Source organism: Paenibacillus sp. FSL H7-0331 (genome assembly GCF_001956045.1).
This window is the reverse complement of the sequence record NZ_MRTH01000012.1, coordinates 193846-215504: the sequence shown is the minus strand read 5'-3', so window position 1 is coordinate 215504 and position 21659 is coordinate 193846. Positions and strand designations below refer to the sequence as shown.

General features: G+C 46.8%; 17 protein-coding genes. 4 read left to right on the top strand and 13 right to left on the bottom strand.

Translation table 11 applies throughout. The annotated features are described in order from the left end of the window. The first annotated feature begins 9 nt into the window (after positions 1 to 9). Complete coding sequence (locus BK127_RS19570; protein WP_076233183.1) at positions 10 to 234, top strand: alpha/beta-type small acid-soluble spore protein; 225 nt, start codon at positions 10 to 12, stop codon at positions 232 to 234. 73 nt (positions 235 to 307) lie between these two features. Here BK127_RS19570 and BK127_RS19565 read toward each other — a convergent pair whose 3' ends face one another. Beyond that, the gene (locus BK127_RS19565) at positions 308 to 958 is read right to left on the bottom strand and encodes a glycoside hydrolase family 73 protein (RefSeq protein ID WP_076233182.1); all 651 of its coding nucleotides are present in this window, start codon (positions 956 to 958) and stop codon (positions 308 to 310) included. Between the two features lie 209 nt (positions 959 to 1167). Here BK127_RS19565 and BK127_RS19560 point away from each other — a divergent pair, with 209 nt between their 5' ends. Then, entirely contained in the window at positions 1168 to 2700 is a 1533-nt protein-coding gene (locus BK127_RS19560) for a Ppx/GppA phosphatase family protein (RefSeq protein WP_076233181.1), read from the top strand. On the opposite strand, the gene ppk1 is transcribed toward BK127_RS19560, so the two are convergent. The 8 genes from ppk1 to BK127_RS19520 form a co-directional block, all read right to left on the bottom strand. Further along, positions 2691 to 4784, bottom strand: a complete 2094-nt coding sequence (ppk1, locus tag BK127_RS19555; RefSeq protein WP_076233180.1) for a polyphosphate kinase 1 — start codon at positions 4782 to 4784, stop codon at positions 2691 to 2693. The genes BK127_RS19560 and ppk1 overlap by 10 nt on opposite strands. Positions 4785 to 4930: 146 nt before the next feature. Further along, positions 4931 to 5359 (bottom strand): acyl-CoA thioesterase, encoded by a 429-nt coding sequence (locus tag BK127_RS19550; protein ID WP_076233179.1) that lies wholly within the window; start codon positions 5357 to 5359, stop codon positions 4931 to 4933. A gap of 156 nt (positions 5360 to 5515) precedes the next feature. After that, on the bottom strand, positions 5516 to 7273 hold the full coding sequence (gene pyk / locus BK127_RS19545; RefSeq protein ID WP_076233178.1) for a pyruvate kinase: 1758 nt from the start codon (positions 7271 to 7273) through the stop codon (positions 5516 to 5518). Beyond that, positions 7266 to 8246, bottom strand: a complete 981-nt coding sequence (gene accA, locus BK127_RS19540) for an acetyl-CoA carboxylase carboxyl transferase subunit alpha (RefSeq protein ID WP_076233177.1) — start codon at positions 8244 to 8246, stop codon at positions 7266 to 7268. Before accA ends, pyk begins: the two co-directional genes overlap by 8 nt. A gap of 1 nt (position 8247) precedes the next feature. Next, positions 8248 to 9159 carry an acetyl-CoA carboxylase, carboxyltransferase subunit beta gene (gene accD, locus BK127_RS19535; protein WP_076233176.1) on the bottom strand — a complete coding sequence of 304 codons (912 nt, stop codon included), beginning with the start codon at positions 9157 to 9159 and terminating at the stop codon, positions 8248 to 8250. A gap of 51 nt (positions 9160 to 9210) precedes the next feature. Further along, entirely contained in the window at positions 9211 to 9402 is a 192-nt protein-coding gene (locus BK127_RS19530) for a glutamate decarboxylase (RefSeq protein ID WP_076233175.1), read from the bottom strand. A gap of 179 nt (positions 9403 to 9581) precedes the next feature. Continuing rightward, a complete protein-coding gene (locus tag BK127_RS19525; RefSeq protein ID WP_076233235.1) occupies positions 9582 to 11507 on the bottom strand; it encodes an S-layer homology domain-containing protein in 1926 nt (641 codons plus the stop codon). 191 nt (positions 11508 to 11698) lie between these two features. Further along, on the bottom strand, positions 11699 to 15322 hold the full coding sequence (locus BK127_RS19520) for a DNA polymerase III subunit alpha (protein ID WP_076233174.1): 3624 nt from the start codon (positions 15320 to 15322) through the stop codon (positions 11699 to 11701). Between the two features lie 126 nt (positions 15323 to 15448). On the opposite strand from BK127_RS19520, the gene BK127_RS19515 reads away from it, so the two are divergent. Both BK127_RS19515 and BK127_RS19510 read left to right on the top strand, forming a co-directional pair. Beyond that, positions 15449 to 15781, top strand: a complete 333-nt coding sequence (locus tag BK127_RS19515) for a YtrH family sporulation protein (RefSeq protein ID WP_076233234.1) — start codon at positions 15449 to 15451, stop codon at positions 15779 to 15781. Next, the gene (locus tag BK127_RS19510; RefSeq protein WP_083689414.1) at positions 15751 to 16278 is read left to right on the top strand and encodes a sporulation membrane protein YtrI; all 528 of its coding nucleotides are present in this window, start codon (positions 15751 to 15753) and stop codon (positions 16276 to 16278) included. The genes BK127_RS19515 and BK127_RS19510 overlap by 31 nt, the downstream gene beginning before the upstream one ends. A 32-nt stretch (positions 16279 to 16310) precedes the next feature. On the opposite strand, the gene BK127_RS19505 is transcribed toward BK127_RS19510, so the two are convergent. From BK127_RS19505 to BK127_RS19490, 4 genes are all read right to left on the bottom strand, one after another. Next, on the bottom strand, positions 16311 to 17783 hold the full coding sequence (locus BK127_RS19505) for a flagellar hook assembly protein FlgD (protein ID WP_076233172.1): 1473 nt from the start codon (positions 17781 to 17783) through the stop codon (positions 16311 to 16313). A 108-nt stretch (positions 17784 to 17891) separates the two neighbouring features. Then, complete coding sequence (locus BK127_RS19500; protein WP_256711375.1) at positions 17892 to 18710, bottom strand: VOC family protein; 819 nt, start codon at positions 18708 to 18710, stop codon at positions 17892 to 17894. A gap of 62 nt (positions 18711 to 18772) precedes the next feature. Continuing rightward, a complete protein-coding gene (gene cysI, locus BK127_RS19495) occupies positions 18773 to 20515 on the bottom strand; it encodes an assimilatory sulfite reductase (NADPH) hemoprotein subunit (protein WP_076233233.1) in 1743 nt (580 codons plus the stop codon). Positions 20516 to 20626: 111 nt separating this feature from the next. Continuing rightward, positions 20627 to 21454 carry a uroporphyrinogen-III synthase gene (locus tag BK127_RS19490; RefSeq protein WP_076233170.1) on the bottom strand — a complete coding sequence of 276 codons (828 nt, stop codon included), beginning with the start codon at positions 21452 to 21454 and terminating at the stop codon, positions 20627 to 20629. Between the last annotated feature and the right edge of the window lie 205 nt (positions 21455 to 21659).

Here is a 21659-nt window from a genome sequence, read left to right as displayed (position 1 = left end):
GGGCTTAACATGGCAACAGGTCAGTCGAGAAGCAGCAATCAGTTAGTTGTGCAGCAAGCAGCACAGGCATTGGAACAATTGAAATATGAGGTCGCACAAGAGCTGGGAATTCAAATTCCAGCAGACGGTTATTATGGCTACATGGCTACTCGTGATACGGGAGCGATCGGCGGCCATATGGTTCGGCGGTTGGTTCAAATCGCGGAGCAGCAAATTTCGGGTAACCGCTTCTAATTCTATAGCATGCAATAAATCGCCCTCAATCCTAACAAGGAAAGAGGGCATTGTTATGTGTAAACTTGCTGATCTACTCTCTGGGCAGACCGGATGCATCCCGCAAGCTGTTCGCAAGCCATGCATAATAGTCCCTTTGCTCCTTCCAAGCTGCTGCCTTATTGCTATCCTGAGCGGCCTTGAGCTGTGCATCGGCAGCAGCCCATGAAGGCTTTAAAAACGTATTAATCATCGTAAGTGCCACACCTGGATCAAGCTTTGGCATATCGTCCTCAACCTCCAAAATATCATAGTTGTCCAGCCGGTTTGCCTGAATGATTTGGATCAATTTTACCGCATACTTCGGATCAGTCGCATACCCCGCATTTTGCAAGCAGCCAGCAGCCCCAATATAATCAAGCTCCTTGCAGCGTTCAAAAAAGCCGGACGCCTTGTACCTGCTGTTCGCTATCAAAAATTCGCTATGATCGATCACAGAGCCTTCCCATGTATCATAGGTCCGGAAACCGCCAATTATTTTGACGAAATGACCATTGGTATATTCTGTTGTCACGAATTCCTGTCCGCTTCCTTTGATCCCAAACAGGTTATTCCCTGGTGCTGCAGCACCCCATCCCGATTCAATTGCGCCCTGTGCAATCGTAATACTGGCCAGAATGCCGGTACGCCTCTGCTCAGAGACAGCCATAGGGGCTAGTATATTGATAAAATCCTGTACTTTCACCTCGCATCATCTCCTTTATACAGGGTATTCAGCTTGTACCTTATTGATTGTATGGCAGCCCCGAACGCACTCTCCTATATGCCAATGCCTGCATTCCTTCAGGATGTTCCGCTGGATGGCTTGGGCCTGGTTCTTAAAAAACTTGCGCTGAGGGCAAACGATGGTAAAATAAACTTGTTTGCAATACTAAAATGTCATGGGGGCTCATCATGGGAAACAATCGCAGAATCGGCATCATTGATATCGGTTCCAACTCGATTCGCCTTGCCATTTACGAACTCAACCACCATCAGGCTCACCGGGTTATCGGCGAGTTCAAGCAGTCTGCACGCTTAAGTTCAAGGATCGGCTCCGATCAAATACTGCATACGCCAGATATCCGGGATATCGTTGATATTTTAATCCAATTTAAACAGATCTGTCAGACCAATCAGGTCACTGAGATCCGCGCAGCAGCTACAGCAGCTATTCGCAATGCGGCCAATTCCCAAGAAATTATCGATCAACTGCTGCAAGAAAGCGGAATAGAGGTTGAGCTATTGTCCGGAGAGGATGAAGCTACAATCGGATTTCTCGGGATGAGCAATTCTCTTGATATCGAGGATGGCATATTGGTTGATATTGGGGGCGGGAGTACAGAAGTCAGCCTTTTTAGAAATCGCAAGCTGGAACAAAGCGTGTCCTTTCCTTTTGGAGCCGTCAATACGGCAAGGAAATTTTCTATGGATGGCAACTTGAACGAGGAACAGCTCAAAAATATCCGACTTATGGTGCTTACTGCGATTACAGAACACCCCTGGATTGAGCAGCATCCTCAACTTCCGCTTGTCGGCATGGGCGGTACGATTCGCAGCCTGAGTAAAATCAGCCAGAAGAAGCGAAAGTATTCTTTGTCTCGCACTCATAATTATAAAATGGAAGCTGTCGAAATGGAGCAGTTGGTGAAGTGGCTGCCGTCCCTGTCTACCGACAAACGGAAAAAGGTAGACGGACTGTCCAAGGATCGTGTTGATATTATTATTCCAGGCATGCTTATTTTGGATACGATCTTTCAGGCAGCCAAGTGCAGCCATTATGTGATTAGCGGCGCAGGTCTTCGCGACGGGCTTTTTCAAGGAAAATATTTGCCAGCCCCACAGTCAACAGCGTCAAGCATTCTGAGGCAAAGCACAACGAATTTGCTCGGACTGCACGCAAGTGCCCCAATCGAGCATCTGGAGCAGGTTGCAGGTCATGCTGTGCTATTGTACGATGCACTTCAGGGAATTCATCAATATGACAGCAGAATGCGACTATGCCTGCATACAGCGGCTCTGCTGCACCGTATCGGCGTGTCGATGAATTATTACCAATTCGCCAAGCATTCCTTTTATATGATTGCCCATTCCCCTCTTAATGGCTTGAGCCATCGGGAAATTCTGTTATGCGCATGCATCGCTTCTTACAAAACAAAAGGCAAAGTTCATCAAACCTATCAGCAGCACAAAGATGTTTTGCATGAAACCGATGTCGACGTTATCACCAAGCTGGGCACTTTACTGCAAATTGCGATCGCTTTGGATGCTTCTGAAACACAAGCTATCGCTTCGATCTCGACAGCGGTGGAGGGGAAACAGCTTCATATTGCTGCCGCAATTAAATATAACCCCTCTGTCGAATACAGAGAGGTCGATAATGCAGAAAAAGATTTTCATAAAATATGGAACATGAAATTCTCATTCCAAACCTTTAATCAGGAGTGAGATTTCTTTTTCCAGACTTTGATTTTCATCGCTTCAAACTGGCTTCTTAGCGGCGGTGCCTCGTTGATGACTCTTGCATACATGCCATTGGACTGCAGCATCCGAGCCTTCACGTTATCGCCCAGGCTCAACTCCAGTATTCGCATCAGGATCTTGCGTAAATCCTGATCGAATACCGGGCAAGTCAGTTCAATTCGTTTCGTCAGGTTTCTTGTCATCCAATCCGCGCTGGACAGGTACATCTCGTTCTCTCCGCCGTTTTCAAAATAAATAATACGCGAATGCTCCAGAAAACGGTCCACGATACTAATCACACTAATATTTTCACTCAAGCCCTCTACACCCGGCCGTAAACAACACACTCCGCGAACGATAAGCTCGATTTTGACACCTGCCTTGGATGCCTCATATAACTCGTCGATCATTTCCTGATTGGATAGTGAATTCAGCTTGGCAATGATACGGGCTGGTCTACCTTCGACTGCATGCTGGGCTTCACGGCGAATTTTCTCAAATAGTCTATCCTTCATCACCGTAGGCGCAACCCCAAATGCTTTCCAGTTATGAGGTGCCGAATAGCCGGTAACCTCATTGAACAGAGCCGACGCATCCTCACCAATGATCGGATCAGATGTAAACAGACCAATGTCTGTGTAGAGTTTAGCCGTGCTATCATTATAATTTCCCGTACCGACGTGGACATAACGACGTAAGCCATCTGGCTCCTGACGGACAACCAAGGTGATCTTGGCATGCGTTTTTAAGCCTACCAATCCATAAACAACATGACATCCGGACTGCTCCAGCTTTCTTGCCCATGCTATATTACGTTCTTCATCAAAACGGGCTTTAAGCTCAACGACGACCGTTACCTGCTTGCCCGATTCAGCCGCTCTTGCCAATGCCTGGATCAAAGGAGAATTGCCGCTGACCCGGTACAATGTCATTTTGATAGCCAACACATCGGCGTCATACGCTGCCTGCACGACAAAATCGGTTACCGCGTCAAAGGATTCATATGGATGATAGAGCAGTACATCCTGCTGCCTCAGCTTCCCGAATATGTCCTCCACTTCCAGCAGCTCCGACGGATATACAGGCTCGATAGGTTTGTATTTTAGATTATCGTAACCCTTTAGAGAAAAGACCAGCTTCATCAAGAAGCTTAAATCTAACGGGCCATCTATCTCAATAGAATTATCGGTGACCTCAAATTCGTCCATCAATTGAGTTAGCGCGTAAGCATGAATGCCCTTTTGTACCTCAAGTCTTACAGGCGCGCCCCAGCGACGACGGCGAAGCTCCTTCTCGATCTCTTCAAGCAGGTCCTCGGCGCCTTCCTCATTCAGCGTTAAATCGGCATTACGTGTCAAGCGGAAGCCATGCACCGAAATCGGCGTATAACCGGAAAATAAAGTCTTAATATGATGTTCAATCAAATCCTCAAGCAATACAAATTCATGCTTCTTGCTGTTCGATCTTGCTGGCACCTCAATACAACGGGCCAAATTGGAAGGGACCTGTACAATCGCAAAATACGGCTCCTCCTCCGGATCATCGCCCTCCTTCATCAACACAACAGCGAGGTAGACAGCCTGTGTATGCACCAAAGGAAACGGGCGGCTCTGATCCACAGCCATCGGTGTCAACACCGGAAACACAATATCATGAAAATAAATATCCATCGCTTTGCGCTGACTGATATTCAAGTCCTCATAATCCGTAAATATAATACCTTCTTTAGCCAATTGTCTGGAAACATCCCGGTATGATTTATACTGCTCGGATACCATTTTCGCTGACCGCTTCATAATACGTTTGAACAAGCCCGCTGGGGTATAGCCGGTAAAGTCTTTTTTTATGTAACCCGCTTTAATCTGATCTTTAATACCCGCAACCCGCACACTCATAAACTCATCCAAATTGGACGCTACGATGGCCAGAAACTTGGCTCTTTCCAGTAAAGGCGTTTCCGCATCCTGAGCTTCTTGCAATACACGCCAATTAAACTCAAGCCAGCTTAAATCACGGTTAATATAATTAGACGATGCTTCTCTTTCTCTAGGCGCCGCGATCTCTCTCATAATGTTGCGTAACCTCCATAGAATTCGACCAGTTTCAAAATGAAATTCGATAGCTTTCGCGCTATTTCTACTCTCATTCTGCTATTTTCATCGTAGCTCGACAATGTCAACAGAAGATGCGATTTATGTTAATTATTTGTAAACTGTCATGGTTGGTTATGTATCAAAGCATATAACTCGGGTAGGGCCCTGTCAATGCGCGTCGGTTTCCATGCCCGATTGACCCATACATGCTTGGTGCACCCGCTGACCAGCAATTCTTCCCCACGGCGGATCTCGGAATCAAAATGCAATCGAATGCTCGAGTATTCCGCAATCCGGGTTCGTATCGTAATCAGATCATCATAATTGGCAGGAAGCTTAAACTGCATCTGCAAATCAATCAGGGGCAGTAATACGCCCTTTTCCTCTATCTCTTTGTACGTCATGCCCATAGAACGAATGAGCTCGGTTCGTCCGATTTCAAACCAATTGACATAATTCGTATGGTAAACAACGCCCATCTGATCCGTTTCCTGGTAACGTACTCTTAAAGTATATGCAAACCATGCCGATAATTCCATAGTTTCATTCATACCTCCTGCCTTCTATCATCCCAAGTTAGCTTTCTTCTCACTCTTCCGGCTGCAATCCATCATTAGAACACGTTCTACTGCTTATATAGTCGCAAAAAAAGAGTGAAACCGACATGCTTATCGAGTTCACTCTTTTGATTACGGTATACCTGTTAATTAAAGAACGCGTGCGCTTCCGGAGTAGATCACACCAACCTCTGGATAAATCGACACTTCCGTGCCGTCTTTAATGAGCTCCAAAGCACGTTCAACCCCAACAACAACAGTTTTGCTGAGCGAGATACCAACCACTGCTGCATGTGAGGTGATTCCACCTGTTTCGGTGATAATCGCGGATGCTTTTTCGATCGCAGGCATATAGTCCTTATCCGTTGTTACGGTAACCAGGATGCAGCCTTCAACTGCCTTGGCATTAGCTTCTTCTGCACTTTTGGCTGCAACTACTGTACCTGTTGCAATTTGTGTTCCGATGCCTTGACCTTTAGCAATCATATCACCAATTTGATGAACCTTAATCAGGTTCGTCGTTCCAGAGCGGCCTACTGGCACACCAGCCGTAATAACAACCAGATCACCAAGACTAACGAGTCCTGCATCCAAGCTGCTGTCAACCGCGCGGCTGAACAGCTCGTCCGTTGTTTCACAATGCTCGCCCTTAACCGGGATAACGCCCCACACCAGCGATAAGCGACGCAGTACATGGTCAATTGGAGTGACTGCAATAATCGGTGCTTTCGGACGGTATTTGGACACCATACGAGCAGTATAGCCACTTTCCGTAGAAGTCAATATCGCTTTGGCTTCCAGATCCAGTGCAGAATTGGCTACCGCTTGCGAGATCGCTTCGGTTACCGTTTTTTGTTGTGCATTGCTTTGACGAATAAAAATTTCACGGTGCTCCAACGCACTCTCTGCACGCTCAGCAATACGAGCCATCATCATAACGGACTCAAGCGGATATTTCCCGGCTGCTGTTTCACCGGACAGCATCACAGCATCTGTTCCGTCAAAAATCGCATTGGCCACGTCACTTGCTTCCGCACGGGTTGGGCGCGGATTGCGCTGCATGGAATCCAGCATCATCGTCGCTGTAATAACCGGTTTACCGGCTTGATTACATTTCTTGATCATCGCTTTTTGTACGATAGGCACATCTTCAGCGGGAATTTCCACACCAAGATCGCCACGAGCAACCATTAAGCCATCGGAAACCTCCAAAATTTCATCCAGGTTATCGACACCCTCCTGGTTTTCGATTTTGGAAATGATTTGGATATGAGTAGCGTTGTGACGCTCCAAAATTTCACGAATTTCGATAACGTCGCTAGCCTTACGTACGAATGAAGCAGCGATAAAATCGACACCCTGCTCGATACCAAAGATGATATCGTTAGCGTCTTTTTCCGTAATACCCGGAAGATTAATTTTAACGCCTGGTACGTTAACACCTTTTTTACCGCCCAATAGACCGCCATTGACAATGCGGCATTTGATTTCAGTAAAGGTTTTGTCTACAACCTCTAAACCGATTAAACCGTCATCGATCAGGATGGTTGCGCCGACTCTGACATCTCTTGGCAAATCGGCATAAGTGATATGCACACGGTTCGCATCTCCGATAATTTCCTCAGTTGTTAGCGTGATAAATTGATCCTGCACAAGCTCAACCTTCTGATCGTCCTTCAGCTTGCCTGTACGAATTTCCGGGCCTTTGGTATCCAATAGAATAGCAACGGTCTTATTCAGCTCCTCAGCAGCCTGACGAACGTTCTTGATCCGGTTGCCGTGCTCTTCAAAATCGCCGTGCGAGAAGTTCAAACGGCATACGTTCATTCCGCCGTTGATAAGCTTTTTAAACATTTCCAGTGACTCACTTACCGGACCTATGGTACATACTATTTTCGTTTTACGCATGATTGTGATTACCCTCCTGAGTGTAAGTAAACCTTCCGATTTTCCTGAATTTCTTATAACGGTCTTCTACTAGCTCTTTCTCTGAAAGAACAGCCAACTCCTGCAAATTATTTATTAAGGTTTCTTTAATGACCTCTGCCAAAGACGCCAGATCGCGATGGGCACCGCCGCGTGGCTCAGGGATAATCGCATCAATAACCCCTAATTTCAAAATATGATCGGCGGTTATTTTCATTGCCTCGGCCACTTCACCTGATCTTGTAGCATCCTTGTACAAAATCGAGGAAGCCGCTTCCGGCGTGCTGACTGAATAGATTGAATTCTCAAGCATAAACACGCGATTGCCGACACCGAGAGCCAACGCCCCGCCGCTGCCGCCTTCACCGATGACCACACATAGAATCGGCACGCCAAAAGAAGCCATCTCCATCAGGTTTCTGGCGATAGCCTCGCCTTGTCCGCGTTCCTCGGCTGCACTACCTGGATAAGCTCCCGGTGTATCAATAAAGGTAATGATAGGTCGCTTGAATTTGTTCGCCTGCTTCATCAAGCGCAAGCCTTTACGCAAGCCATCTGGATGAGGCATGCCGAAGTGGCGGGCAATATTATCCTTCGTATCCTTGCCCTTTTGATGCCCGATCACAGTAACGGGAACGCCGCCAAGCCTCGCCAAGCCACCAATAATAGCCAGATCATCGCCGTATAAGCGGTCGCCATGCAGCTCCATATAATCGGTAAAAATAAGCTGTATATAATCAAGTGTTGTCGGCCGCTGCGGATGACGGGCCAGCTGCATTTTTTGGGATGTGGTCATACTGCTGTACAGCTCGGCCGCTAATTGCTCGTAGCGATTCTCCAAGCGGGCAATCTCATCGGAAAAATCCATTTGCCTTTCAGATCCGAAATTACGCAATTCCTCGATCTTAGCCTTCAGCTCCAACAAAGGCTGTTCAAAGGGTAATTCACCTGCCATTCTACAAATCCCCCTTTACGACATGCAAATCCAGCAAGCGGATCAAAGTGCTTTTCATATCCTTACGTACCACTACCATATCCACCTGACCGTGGCTTAAGTTAAATTCCGCGGTTTGGAAATTGTCGGGCAGCTTTTGACGAATGGTTTGTTCAATAACACGGCGTCCGGTAAATCCGAAGGCTGCACCCGGCTCAGCAATAATATAATCGCCCAGCATAGCATAACTAGCGGATACGCCCCCGAAGGTAGGGTCCGTAATCACGGAAATAAACAAGCCGCCCTGCTCGTTCAATTGTGCCAAGGCAGCACTTGTTTTGGCCATCTGCATCAGACTGAGGATACTCTCCTGCATCCTCGCGCCACCCGAGGTGGAGAAGATGATGATCGGATACTTCTTCTGTATCGCAAGCTCAATTGCTGATGTCACTTTTTCCCCAACAACCGAGCCCAGGGTACCGCCCATAAAATCGAAGCTCATCACCGCGGCAACAACCGGAAACCCACCTATTGTACCTTCACCGGTAATAACGGCATCGTTCATGCCAGTCGTGTCCACTGCTTTACGATATTTGTTCACATAATCCGGGAATTCCAGCGGGTCCTCGGAAATCATTTCACTGTCATATTCAAAAAAACGGCCCTCATCCATGACCATCTGGATCCGCTCAACCGCACTTAATTTGAAATGGTATCCACATGTGCTGCACACCTTGAGATTCTTTTCCAGTTCCTTGGAAAATTGAATCGTTGCACACTTCGGACATTTATTCATCAAGCCTTCGGGAATTTCCCTCTTGGGCTTGTCGTCAGGAATGTTTTCCCCGTTCTCATCGACCCGCGGCACTGTAGTTCTATTGGCGCCTGGAATGGTCGCATACTTTTTTTTCTGAAAAAAGTCTTTAAATTGCACGGCTACACCTCACTTGCTGTTGTTGTTCAAATGCGGTCCTTCATTCTCACGTTAATGTCTATGCAAAATGGAGTTGAGTACGTCCTGCACTTCTTCCACTTCACCTTCAGGAACCACGATTTCAAATTGATTCTTAGTCATGTTAATCGCCCGTACTTGAACAAGAAAGCCTTCTTCCGTCAGCTTTTCCTTAATTCGATCTGCAATTTTGGCAGTTGGCGCAATATAAATAACGGTCCACATGAAACAAGACCTCCCGAACATAATGCACTAATGATAGCATAACTTATCTTTTTATCGCAAGAAATTAACTTTGGAGAGAAAACAAGCAGACATTCTCGCTGCTTGGACCGCTCGTTTGGGCATAAATGCTCCATCAAACAAGACAAATCTTAACAGAAATCATGCCTGCCAACCCCTGATTACTTTTGGTAATAAACGCTTTTTGTCACCGTCGAGCTCTTTCCAAGGTTATTAACAGCCTTAAATACAAACGTGTTTTCACCCGCTTTTAAGGGAATATCATACTTGGAAAAATAGCTGCTGCCACCGATTTTCTCATCATTTAAATACACAAGCGGAAACGAATCGTTCTTATCTGTTACTGTTCCTGATACCGATATCTTGCTAGACGAGGTTTTCTCTGGAATATAATCTACCTTGAGAATGGGACCTCCCGCTGTAAAGGTGATCCTTTTGGTTACTGTGGTCACTTTACCCACGCTGTTTTTCGCTTTGAAAATCAGAATGTTCTCACCCTCAGCCAGTACGATGTCTCTCTTTGAAAAATAACTGCTGCCACCGATCTTCTCATCATTTAAATAGACGGTTGGAAACGAATCATTCTTGTCCGTCACCGTTCCTGATATGGATATCGTCTGTGAGTTCGTTGTCTCCGGGATATCATCTACCTTGAGAATCGGACCTCCTGCTGTAAAAGTAATCTTTTTTGTAATTGTCGTCACTTTATCCACATTGTTTTTCGCTTTGAAGACCAGAATGTTCTCACCCTCGACCAGCACAATATCACTCTTCGAAAAATAACTGCTGCCGCCAATTTTCTCATCATTTAAATAGACGGTAGGAAACGAATCGTTCTTATCCGTTACCGTACCCGATATCGATATCGTCTGTGAGTTCGTTGTCTCCGGGATTTCATCTATCTTAAGAGTCGGACCTCCCGCTGTAAAGGTAATCTTTTTTGTAATTGTGGTCACTTTATCCAAGCTGTTTTTCGCTTTGAACACCAGAATGTTCTCACCTTCGACAAGTACAATGTCACTCTTTGAAAAATAATTGCTACCGTGGATTTTCTCATCATTCAAATATACGGTAGGAAACGAATCGTTCTTATCCGTTACCGTACCCGAAATCGATATCGTCTGTGAGCTTGTGGTTTCTGGAATATCATCAATCTTTAACTCTGGACCTTCGATTTCATACGTCACTTTTTTGACTATCGTGTTTGTTTTTCCACTGGATAATGTGGCAATAATAGTAAGTTCATAACTACCTTCCTTCTCTAACTTAAACCCTTCTTTAAATTGACCGTCTATGATCTTCGTTACATCTTTGCCATTGATCGTTACCTTTGCATTGTTACTAACTGTTCCTGATATGTATACAGTAGAATTTGACGTTTTTTCAGGAACACTTACTTTAAGAAGTGGTCCATCACCTTGATCTTTAGCCGATGTCTTAATGGCTCTATACAAAAGCGTGGCGATTTCTGCGCGAGTTATAGGCTTGTCAGGACGGAATGTACCATCTTCATATCCACTGATTAAAGATCTTTCGGTAGCTATCGCAACATAATCCCTTATTCCGTAGGAAACTTTGCTTACATCTTTAAATTTTCGATCCAATATATTTTTGTTGGTAAGGTCGTTGGTGGTGAGTCCCAAAGTTTTGACTAGTGCAACTGCAACATCTTCGCGAGTAGCTTTAATTTCCGGGCTAAAAAACGCTTTGCCTCCAGGAGGATAATAGCCGGTTAAAAAATCTTTGGCTGCTTCCACATACGGATACGACCATTTGTCAGTTTGAACATCATAATAAGAAGGTGCTTTGGGTGAAGGTATATCCAAATAAAAAGTAGTCGCAATGAGTTTGGCAAATTCTTCTCGGGAAATAGAATTGTCAGGTTTGAACGTTTCATCCTCATAACCGTTGATGTATCCTTTTTTGGACAAATCGGATATCGCCTCATATGCCCAATGATCAGTCTTCAAATCAACGAACACAATATTTTGATTAATCACACCACCATTGACGGCCTGATTTTGCAGCACATTATCAACTGCTGCTGCGGTAAAGGTGGAGCACTGAAACAACAACAAGGATAGCATTATACAAACTAACCTTTTACTTTTCATTACCATCTTCCTCTCTCCTTCAATTCATAACATTCCATACACTTAAGAAGCCTTTAGAACCATTACTTTGGAACCACAACAACTGTTATTCAACAATATATGGTAAATTCCTGCTAAAAAAATAAAATCCGGCATTTTCCCGGATTTTTTGTGATCACACGCTGCTATTTTACTCTCGCTGTATCCTTGCCCAATAAATCTTCGATAACCTGAATCAGCTTCGGAGACGGCTTTACGTTAAATTGATCGTTTAAGCTGAGTGTTTTTTGGCTGCTTTCGTAATAGAGAACAACAGATAACGATCCCTGATGCTGCAGCAGAAGCTCCTTCAGACTGGATAATATGCGCTGCCGCTCATGGGCAGGCGAAATTTTGATATAAACCCGCTGGTTCGAAGGGGGACTTACTGCCTTATTCGGCTGTACCTCACGCGCAGCAGGTGGAGTCACGGTTCGTTCATTTGTGCTTTTTCCTTTATCCGGCTTGCTGACTGTCCTGCTGCCTGGCTTATGGGTAGGGGCAGCTGGACGTCGCATTGCGTTCGCAAGCAGCTCAGGATCATTTAAGGCAAATAACTGATCCGCCAGCAGCTTAACCTCCTCATCACCCTGCTGCAGCTTAGCTTTAATGAGCACCGGCTTCCCCTTTTGAACGAGCGGGGCATATTGCTTCCAAACCTCCGGGAACAGCACGACCTCGACCTTGGAAACGCGATCCTCCAGCTCCATAAAGGCCATCGGCTGGCCCTTCTTGGTCACGATTGTTTTGCTGGAGAGCACCAAGCCCGCTACTATCACCTCACTGTGATCCGGCATTTCCGGCAAGTAATGCAGCAGATCGATCTCCAGCTCTCTCAGTACCTGCTCGTAATCATCAAGCGGACTGCCCGAGATATAGAGACCCAGCAGCTCCTTTTCAAACTCCAGCTGTTGAGTCATGGTGTAGGGCGCAATCTGCGGATATTCGACATCCCAGTTCACATCCTCAACAAAGCCAAACAAATGCAGCTGAAGATCGTCGCGTTCCTTTCGCCATTTGAGCGCAGCATTGATCGTATCCTCAAGCATCGCAAGCTGCTGGGCGCGATGACCCGGTAAGGAACCAGCAGCGCCTCCTTGAATGAGTGATTCCAATACACGTTTGTTGCACACTCGTAAATCCACACGACGGCACAGATCAATCAAGCTTTCAAAAGAGCCTTCATCGCTGCTGCGCTCCTGCATAATGGTTTCAATCGCATGCGTGCCTACATTTTTGATGGCAGCTAGTCCAAACCGTATGGCTCCAAAACTGACCGGATTATCCTCCGACTCTTCGAGCGATTGCGGCTGCTTTGCTGGAGTGAAGACGATCCCGCTCTCGTTGACATCAGGCGGCAGTACAGCAATACCCATCCGACGACATTCATCGACATATTCAGCTACTTTATTGTGATTACCCATCACAGCTGTCAGCATCGAGGCCATAAACTGAACCGGGTAATGAGCCTTGAGATAAGCCGTTTGAAAAGCCAGCACTCCATAAGCGGTAGCATGCGCGCGAGGAAATCCGTAGTCGGCGAAGCGGACGATCATATCGTAGACCTTGTTCGCTTCAGCTGCACTATAACCAAGTGATTGGCTGCCTTTAACAAAATGCGCACGTTCCTCGTCAAGTACCTCACGCTTCTTCTTGCTTACGGCCCGACGCAGCAAATCCGCTTCGCCCAGACTAAAGCCGGCCATTTGGGAAGCAATTTGCATGATTTGCTCTTGATACACAATAATTCCGTACGTATCACGCAGGATCGGCTCCAGATCCACATGCGGGTATTCCACTTCGATTTCCCCGTGCTTACCTTGTATAAAACGCGGGATGAATTCCATTGGGCCTGGACGGTACAGCGCGACTACTGAAATAATATCCTCAAACCCCGACGGTCGCAGCTCCTTAAGCACCTTGCGAACCCCAGGAGACTCCATTTGAAATACGCCTGTTGTATCTCCTCGACCCAGCATTTCGTAGGTAGCCGGGTCATCGATAGACAGCTTATGAAAATCGAGCTCAATTCCCGTCTGCTCCTTGATCCACATCAAAGTACGTTCGATGATCGATAACGTTCGCAGTCCGAGAAAATCCATTTTTAACAGCCCGATGGCTTCCAGATGCTCCATGGAATATTGCGTTAATGCCGTCTGCTCATTACCTTCCTGCAGAGGTACATATTGTGTCAATGGTTCTCGCGAAATCACGACACCTGCGGCATGTGTCGATGCGTGACGTGGCATTCCCTCCACCTTCATGGCCATATCCAGCAGCTCTGCCGTCTTCGGCTGTCTGGCTGCTAATGCCTTCAGATCAGGATTGGCTTCAACCGCCTCCGCCAGCGTCATCCCGAGCTGATGCGGAATCATTTTGGCTGCGCGGTCCACTTCGTTATAAGGCAGGTTTAATACACGGCCCACGTCACGAACGGCAGCCTTGGCAGCCATCGTTCCAAACGTAATAATCTGCGCGACATGCTCGGGACCGTATTTGGCAACAACATAGTCAATAACCTCATCCCGCCGCAAATCGCTAAAATCGATATCAATATCCGGCATCGATATCCGTTCGGGATTCAAAAACCGTTCAAACAACAGCTTGTAGCGGATCGGGTCGACATCCGTAATACGCAGCACATAGGCAACCAGACTTCCTGCAGACGAGCCCCGTCCCGGTCCTGTTGCAATCCGCTGCTCGTGCGCAAAGCGAATAAAATCCCATACGATGAGAAAATAATCAGAAAAGCCCATTCGTTCAATAACCGACAGTTCGTAAACGAGACGCTCCTCAATCTGCTTGCAAAAGCTCGGGTCCTGCCAGGAATCCGAGTGCTCATATCGCGTTCTGAGCCCCACCCTACACAATTCGGCAAGGTATTCTCCTGCGGTCGAATGGTCAGGAATGGGCTCGAAACGCGGCAAAATGGAACGGCCGAATTCGATCTCCAGCTGACAGCGTTCCGCTATAATCGACGTATTGGCAATCGCCTGGAGTACGTGAGGAAACAATCTGTTCATTTCCTCAGCGCTTTTCAAATAAAGCTGGCTCGACTGGAACTTGAGACGATCCGGATCGTCCACCGTTTTGCCAGTGCCAATGCACAGCAATATGTCCTGTACCGCATGGTCCGGCTCACGAACATAGTGAACATCGTTGGTGGCAACTAACGGAATTCCCGTATCCTCACTCAGACGCAGCATGCTTTGGTTCACTTTTTTCTGCTCCAGCAGACCGTGATCCTGCAGCTCCAGAAAGAAATCATCCCCGAATATGGCCCGGTAGCGAAGCGCTGCTTCCTTGGCTTGCTCATATCGCTCATGCAGCAGATGCTGGGACACCTCGCCACCCAGACAGGAGCTTGTGCAAATAAGTCCTTCCGAATATTGAGCCAGGTGCTGCGGATCAATCCGCGGTTTATAATGATGGCCCTGCAAATGTCCAATCGAGCACAGCTTCATCAGATTCTGATAGCCCACCTGATTTTTGGCTAGCAAAATCAGATGATAGATCGGATGTTCCTTGCGTGTGCCCTTATCACGAATGGAGCCAGCCGTATAATACATCTCACAGCCAATAATCGGTTTAATGCCGTGCCGTTTGCATGCTTTATAAAAAGGAATCGCTCCATACATGACGCCGTGATCAGTCAAGGCAAGTGATTTCATGCCCATGGCTGCCGCTTGCCCGACCATATCGTCGATACGCGCCGCACCGTCCAGCAAGCTATATTCGCTATGTACATGCAGATGCACAAAGTCGCTCATCTGCCTCGCCCCCTCCATATGTGTCCGAATACCTATATATAAATATCTTATCATAATACGAACACGTGTACCATACAATTTACAATAGGAGAACAAGCTTCGAAGATGAAGAGGGTGAAAGAAACGATGACAAGCTTTTTAACCAAATGTGCAATGGATTGGTTTATTGCGTTCGGAGTTGTGCTTGGAGGCACGCTGCTCGGAGGGATCGGGGCCGTCCTTATCATGGAACCGCCAACGACGAGAATGCTGCTAATTTCGGAACAAATCAAAATCTGGGCGGTAGTAGCTGCTGTAGGCGGAACCATCGATCCGATCCGAGTCATTGAAAGCAATTTGACCGAGGGCTATATATCCCCGGCCATTAAGCAAATTTTGTATATTGTGTTCGCGTTTATCGGGGCACAGGTCGGAACCTCGCTGATTCAATGGATTTGCAAGGGAGGCAGCAGCAGTTGAGGGTGCCGCCTTTTGAACAATTTACCGGACTGCTGCAGGCTGCTGGCTTGCTAGCGGCGGGAGCGATCATCGGTTGTGCTGTATTTGTGAGTATTTACCATCATCACCTGAATGCCACGCTCCTGGAAAATCGTGAGCTGCGAGCGGAAAACGAACAACTGATTCAGGACAATAATTCCTATCGGATTAGCAAAACCCAGCAAAATCGAATTAATCGCCTTGACGTGATTGTCGAGTCGGGTGAAGACCAGCTCTTCGACAAACTGACCGAGCAAGAGCTGGAACGCAGGATCCGCAATGACCTGAATATTGTTAAAGGTCAAAAAATCAGCAGCATCGCCGAATCCCCCCAGCTTTACCGGTCACTGATTGCTCAGAAAACCTATCATGCGATTATGGACAAGGACTACACGGTCAACATTACAACCATGCTGCTGCTTCAAACAGAGCTGAAGGTTTGGGTTACCGCCAAGGAAGCCAAGCGCAGTCCTGGTTAAGAAGCGGCGGACTCTAACAGTCTATCTGGAACTCAAGGAGCACCGATACGCAGTGGAAAGTGGGTAAGGATGGCCGAGCTCGCTTCCTGATGTTGAGTGGCTGTCGTGTTGTTAATCATGTAGCTGATGGTCATCGGCAGCTTGATTTGCACACTATACAGTCCAAAGGGTACCTGCTTGCCAGCCGCATCCTTTTGATCCCAATTGAAGGAGATACCGGCGCTGGACCCGCTGTTAAACAGCCCCTTCGGAGCCTCAAGCGTTCCTGACCAAACGAGCTGCGGCTTCATACCGTCATCATTTTCGCTTTGACGTACAATTTGGATTTCAAAAGAAGTAGATGCGTCCAGGGTGAGTTGATCTGGACTTACATTTTTTACGTTAAAGTGAATCGTAGCCAGTTGATCGGACGTAAAGGTAGCTTCAGGATCAATTTTCTCGCCATTGGATACGATGGCAGTCAAATCAAATGGATAATTGCTCCGTCTGGTGCCAATGACAGATTCAACCATCGTCCAATCCACCGGGATGAGCTTTGGTTCGATAGCGGCAGGGGGTGAATACGTGTCTGGATCATAGTCGGGTGCCGCTTGATAGATCCACACGTCCCCAAGCCATTGGCTATGAATGTGATGCCAGCCGCTGCCGTGCTCGAAAGCTTCGACCGTCTGCGGTGCCAGTGTGCCCAACACCCGAGCTCTTCGATCAGGGTGCTCATACACATTCACAGTAGCCTTTAACGTCACACGGGTATCCTTCTTTTGCAAATCCTTGGGGTAGCCAGTGTTCGTGTGGACCCACCGTTTTCCTTCCCAGGTGTCAATGTAATACCATTCCTTGTAAAGCGTTATTTTACTTTGTATCCACTGCGGCTGCAGCCATCCCACGACCTCGCTGCCTAAATCCGGTGCGTTGAACATCGGCGTCATCGTCCTTAACTGTGCTGACCACCCCGAGCTGTTGCTGCCTTCTGCATTCACATCGTCAAATATCGGCTGCTCAGGATGAATCCACTTGTAGCCCATCCAGGTCTGGATGCGGTAATAGCCTTGATCCGAATAAATGGATCGCACCACCTGCGGTGAAATGGTTCCAAGGCTGCGAGCACTCCCGGATCGTTGATCATACAGATGTTCACTTCCCGTAAGGGCTATATACTGATAATCAGTATCGTCCATTTCCGGACTTTGCACATGAACCCAACGATCACCGTCAGTCGTCTGGATTCGAAACCAGGCCTCGTCATGCGTGCTCAGCAGCTTCCGGTCCCATCCATCCTCTGCTCCTGTCACTTGAACCTTCTGCGGGGCTGCTTCATAAAGCTCCACACCATTGATGGTATCGTAAACCGGAGTAACCTTATCCTTAAGGTTGAGTGCTTGGGGAAGCTTCATACCTGTCGAATTCGAGTCCGCCGCTAGCGCGTCCTGAGGGAGCCAGGACAAAGTCAGTAACAGCAGCAACACAACCCTTATTGGTATATTAATAAAAAAATGCGATTTCATCAGCATCTTCCTCTCGACTTTGTTGGTCATTAACTAAGACGCATCATTCAAGAGAAAGGTTTCTAAACGAGAGATCATCATCGAACTTATATTTACCAGTCTGCCGATCTATTTCCTTGCTAATGGCAAGTTTAACAAGGCAGCGGTTTCCTCTGGAAATGCTGTCACAACGAGACGAAGCCTGTATCCATTGAAGCTAAAGCTCAGTTCCTCATCATGACCTGCATTCGTATGATTGACTATCCCCTGCTCCTCCAACGAGGTACGAACCTGTTGAATAAATCTGGAATCCGACACTCCCAAGCTTACGGTCATGCGAGGTGGCATTGCGATCATCGCAATTGGAATCCAACGCCTTTGGGTTGAAGTTATAATCGTATGCGCTGTACCCCCGATAACAAAGTTAAAGTTGTCTTGCTCCTTGATCGTTTTTAATTGCAAGTTGCCCTTCAGCCATTCTCGAAACCCAATGACATCATCAACGGGAAAACCAATTTCACGGAGATACATCACTTTAAGGGGACCGCAGGGAGCCAGCACACCTTCATTCACATAGGAATGGGTTATGATTTCTAATAAATTACCGTCGCCGTCACGGAAATAAATATTTCTACCTGTCTCAAAGTCATCAATTTCGTGCCCTGCAGGCCATTTTAATGGTGAAATTCCAGCACTCCTGACAAAGGCAGCACTGGCCTCAAATTCAGAATAAGGTACCTCAAATGCAATATGGGCTGGGGCTATCGGCTCAAAAGCTTCCGTGAATGTTAATGCGAAATCAGCGGTCGGTTGAAAAGTAATGGCCGTTTCCGATTCGAACACAACGGGAAATTGCAGTTGATTGTGATAAAACTGCTTCACGGCAAGCTTGGAGACTGTATGTAATTGTAGTCCTGCAAAATGAGTAATCATTTGTCCTCGCTCCATTTCACTTTTTATAATTTACAATAACAGCATCCATAGCAAGCCACAACCATATTCGTTTCAATTCAATCATGGAAATCCAGTCCAGAACGGACTTCTCTAACGTAACCGGTTCGAATGACAAAATCACCGAAATGCTCGCCCGGATTTCGTTCATTGGCATATCTGTGGATGATAGGTGTTAACTCTCCCAGAAGCTCCGCTTCATTCAGGCTTTCCCGATAAAGCTTGCTCATTCTCTCACCTGCGAACCCCGCACCCATATAAAGATTGTATTTGCCGGGAGACTTGCCAATCATGGCAATTTCGCCAAGCACTGGCCGTGCACAGCCGTTCGGGCAGCCAGTCATCCTGATAACGATTTCCTCCTCATGTAAGCCTGCGTCGTCCAATACCGTCTCTATCTTCTCCAGTAATGCGGGCAGATAACGCTCAGCCTCGGCCATCGCCAGGCCGCAGGTAGGCAGCGATACACAAGACATCGCGTTTCGACGAAGAGCAGATTGCTGATGACCATCACTGAGTCCGTATTTTTCCACCAGCCTCATCACTTTTCCCTTATCTGTACTGGATACATTCGCGATGATAAGATTCTGATTTCCCGTCAAGCGGAAGTCACCTTTATGAATTTTGGCGATTTCGCGTAAGCCGGTCATCAGAAGATAGCCCTCCTGATCCTTGATTCGCCCGTTCATGATAAACAGAGTCAGATGCCACTGATTATTGCTCCCCTTTACCCAACCGTAACGATCACCGTGATGCTCGAAATAATAAGGACGCGCACGATCTAACTCCCATCCCAGCCGATCATGCAGCTGGCTAATAAACCAGTCATATCCGTATCTGTCGATTGTATATTTAAAACGGGCATTTTTGCGGACCGAACGATTGCCATAATCCCGCTGAATTAATACGGTTTTCTCCGCTACCTCAATGACCTGCTCTGGACGGCAGAAGCCGATTACCTGTGATAATTGTGGGTACGTAGTCGTATCACTGTGCGTCATACCCATTCCCCCACCTACGGCCACATTAAAGCCCTTCAGCTCTCCCTCTTCAATAATGGCGATAAAACCCAAGTCCTGCGAAAACACATCTATATCATTAGAAGGCGGAACGGCCATCCCGATCTTGAACTTACGCGGCAAGTAAGCGGGCCCGTAAATCGGCTCAACCAATTTGCCCTGCAGGCTGTCAACCACCTTCTCGTCATTAATCCAGATTTCATGATAAGCAGGAGTGCGTGGTGACAAGTGGTTGCTGATCGCTCGTGCCCAACCGTATACCTCTGTATGAATATCGGACTGATACGGATTGGGATTGCACATGACATTACGATTCACATCCCCGCAAGCTGCTCGTGTTGTCATCAACGCATCGTTAACTTCCCGGATGGTTTCCTGCAGGTTCCATTTCACGATTCCATGGAGCTGAAAAGATTGGCGAGTTGTCAAACGCAGCGTATCGTTGCCGTACAGACGAGCAAGGTTATCCAACACCAAATATTGTTCTGGTGAGGCCACACCTCCGGGGGCAAGCACACGCAGCATGAACTGATAGGCTGGTTCAAGCTTCTTTTTTTCCCGCTCATTACGCTGATCCCGGTCATCTTGCATGTAGCTTCCATGAAATTTAAGAAGTCTGTTATCATCCTCTGGAATAGAGCCTGTAATGCGATCACGCAATGCATCATAAATGGTGCCGCGCAAATATTCACTACCCCGTTTAATGTGCTCGACCTCGCTTGGCGGTCCTCCCGGTGGAGTTACTTTCGGTGGATTTGCCGGAACCTTCAAAGAACTTCCCATATTCCTCAGCACGCTACTTGAAGAAGTCGCTGGCTCCACCTCTATCGAACTCATGGATGGTAAGTATCGTACGTGATCCTCTTTATCTGGTGCCATTTCTATTAACTCCTTTCATTGTTGGATGTCTGTAGATGGATTCTGATAGTAATGGGAGAGTTCAACGATCATGGCACCCATCCGTTCGGTTTCAGGTGTTAATACTCGTCTCACGCCCTCCTCCTTCAATGCTTCGGCCGTCACTCTTCCAACTGCCGTCGCGAGCACCTTCATATTGAAGCTTTCATTAATCCTCGGATAATAACCATTCTTTTTTGCAAAATCATACAAATAGCGAACCTGAACCGCTGTCGTAAAACAGACCGCATCGACGGAGCCATCCATAATCTCCTGGCATAATTGACGCGATACCTTATCATCCGGAGCGATATGTTTATAAGGCAAAAGTGTCCTGGTTGCTGCTCCCTTATTTTTCAAAAAAGCTACTAATAACGGCATAGGCTCACCATGCAACTGAATGGTTACCCCTTGACCTTCAAATGCATAGGATTGCAGTTCTCGAATAAGTCCTTGCGTTGTACCATCATCATCAATGACAATCGGCTTAATCCCGATTTTTTTCAGCATGGCAAATGTTTTATACCCTCTTGCTGCGACTTTGGACTGTTTCACAACTGTGAGAAGGCTTTGCGTCACACCAATTCGTTCTGCCTGCTGAAGTAAAGCTTCAAGTCCGGTTCCCGTTGTGAAAATCATCCAGTCGGTTCCACTCTCCACCAGATTAAGCAGGTCACGCTCCACTTCATTTTCAGCAAGGAGCAAGGTCCCTTGTTGTGGACGAATAACGGGAATACCTTCATGTTTTTCAATAATTGCACTCAGTTCACTTAATTTACGGGAACCGGTGATAACAATCCGTTTTCCATCCAAACCTCTAGCCATTCTGAATACTCCCTTCTGTATGATGCAGTTTAACAATGAATTCCGACTTGATAACTATGATAAAAGAAAAGGACTTAAAGGAAACCATCCAAAGTTCATGAATTTATAACCATCCATTGCACTTGATAACCTATTGCATGCAACATCAAAGTTCAACAGATTGATAGACATTTGTCATTTTATGATGAAAAAATGAGGCTTACTG

Bases quoted from the DNA above. Each gene is read 5' to 3' on its own strand.
- BK127_RS19570 (WP_076233183.1), top strand. From the start codon at position 10: ATGGCAACAGGTCAGTCGAGAAGCAGCAATCAGTTAGTTGTGCAGCAA.
- BK127_RS19560 (WP_076233181.1), top strand. From the start codon at position 1,168: ATGGGAAACAATCGCAGAATCGGCATCATTGATATCGGTTCCAACTCG.
- ppk1 (WP_076233180.1), bottom strand. From the start codon at position 4,784: ATGAGAGAGATCGCGGCGCCTAGAGAAAGAGAAGCATCGTCTAATTAT.
- BK127_RS19550 (WP_076233179.1), bottom strand. From the start codon at position 5,359: ATGAATGAAACTATGGAATTATCGGCATGGTTTGCATATACTTTAAGA.
- pyk (WP_076233178.1), bottom strand. From the start codon at position 7,273: ATGCGTAAAACGAAAATAGTATGTACCATAGGTCCGGTAAGTGAGTCA.
- accA (WP_076233177.1), bottom strand. From the start codon at position 8,246: ATGGCAGGTGAATTACCCTTTGAACAGCCTTTGTTGGAGCTGAAGGCT.
- BK127_RS19530 (WP_076233175.1), bottom strand. From the start codon at position 9,402: ATGTGGACCGTTATTTATATTGCGCCAACTGCCAAAATTGCAGATCGA.
- BK127_RS19525 (WP_076233235.1), bottom strand. From the start codon at position 11,507: ATGCTATCCTTGTTGTTGTTTCAGTGCTCCACCTTTACCGCAGCAGCA.
- BK127_RS19520 (WP_076233174.1), bottom strand. From the start codon at position 15,322: ATGAGCGACTTTGTGCATCTGCATGTACATAGCGAATATAGCTTGCTG.
- BK127_RS19515 (WP_076233234.1), top strand. From the start codon at position 15,449: ATGACAAGCTTTTTAACCAAATGTGCAATGGATTGGTTTATTGCGTTC.
- BK127_RS19510 (WP_083689414.1), top strand. From the start codon at position 15,751: ATGGATTTGCAAGGGAGGCAGCAGCAGTTGAGGGTGCCGCCTTTTGAA.
- BK127_RS19505 (WP_076233172.1), bottom strand. From the start codon at position 17,783: ATGAAATCGCATTTTTTTATTAATATACCAATAAGGGTTGTGTTGCTG.
- BK127_RS19500 (WP_256711375.1), bottom strand. From the start codon at position 18,710: ATGGAGCGAGGACAAATGATTACTCATTTTGCAGGACTACAATTACAT.
- cysI (WP_076233233.1), bottom strand. From the start codon at position 20,515: ATGGGAAGTTCTTTGAAGGTTCCGGCAAATCCACCGAAAGTAACTCCA.
- BK127_RS19490 (WP_076233170.1), bottom strand. From the start codon at position 21,454: ATGGCTAGAGGTTTGGATGGAAAACGGATTGTTATCACCGGTTCCCGT.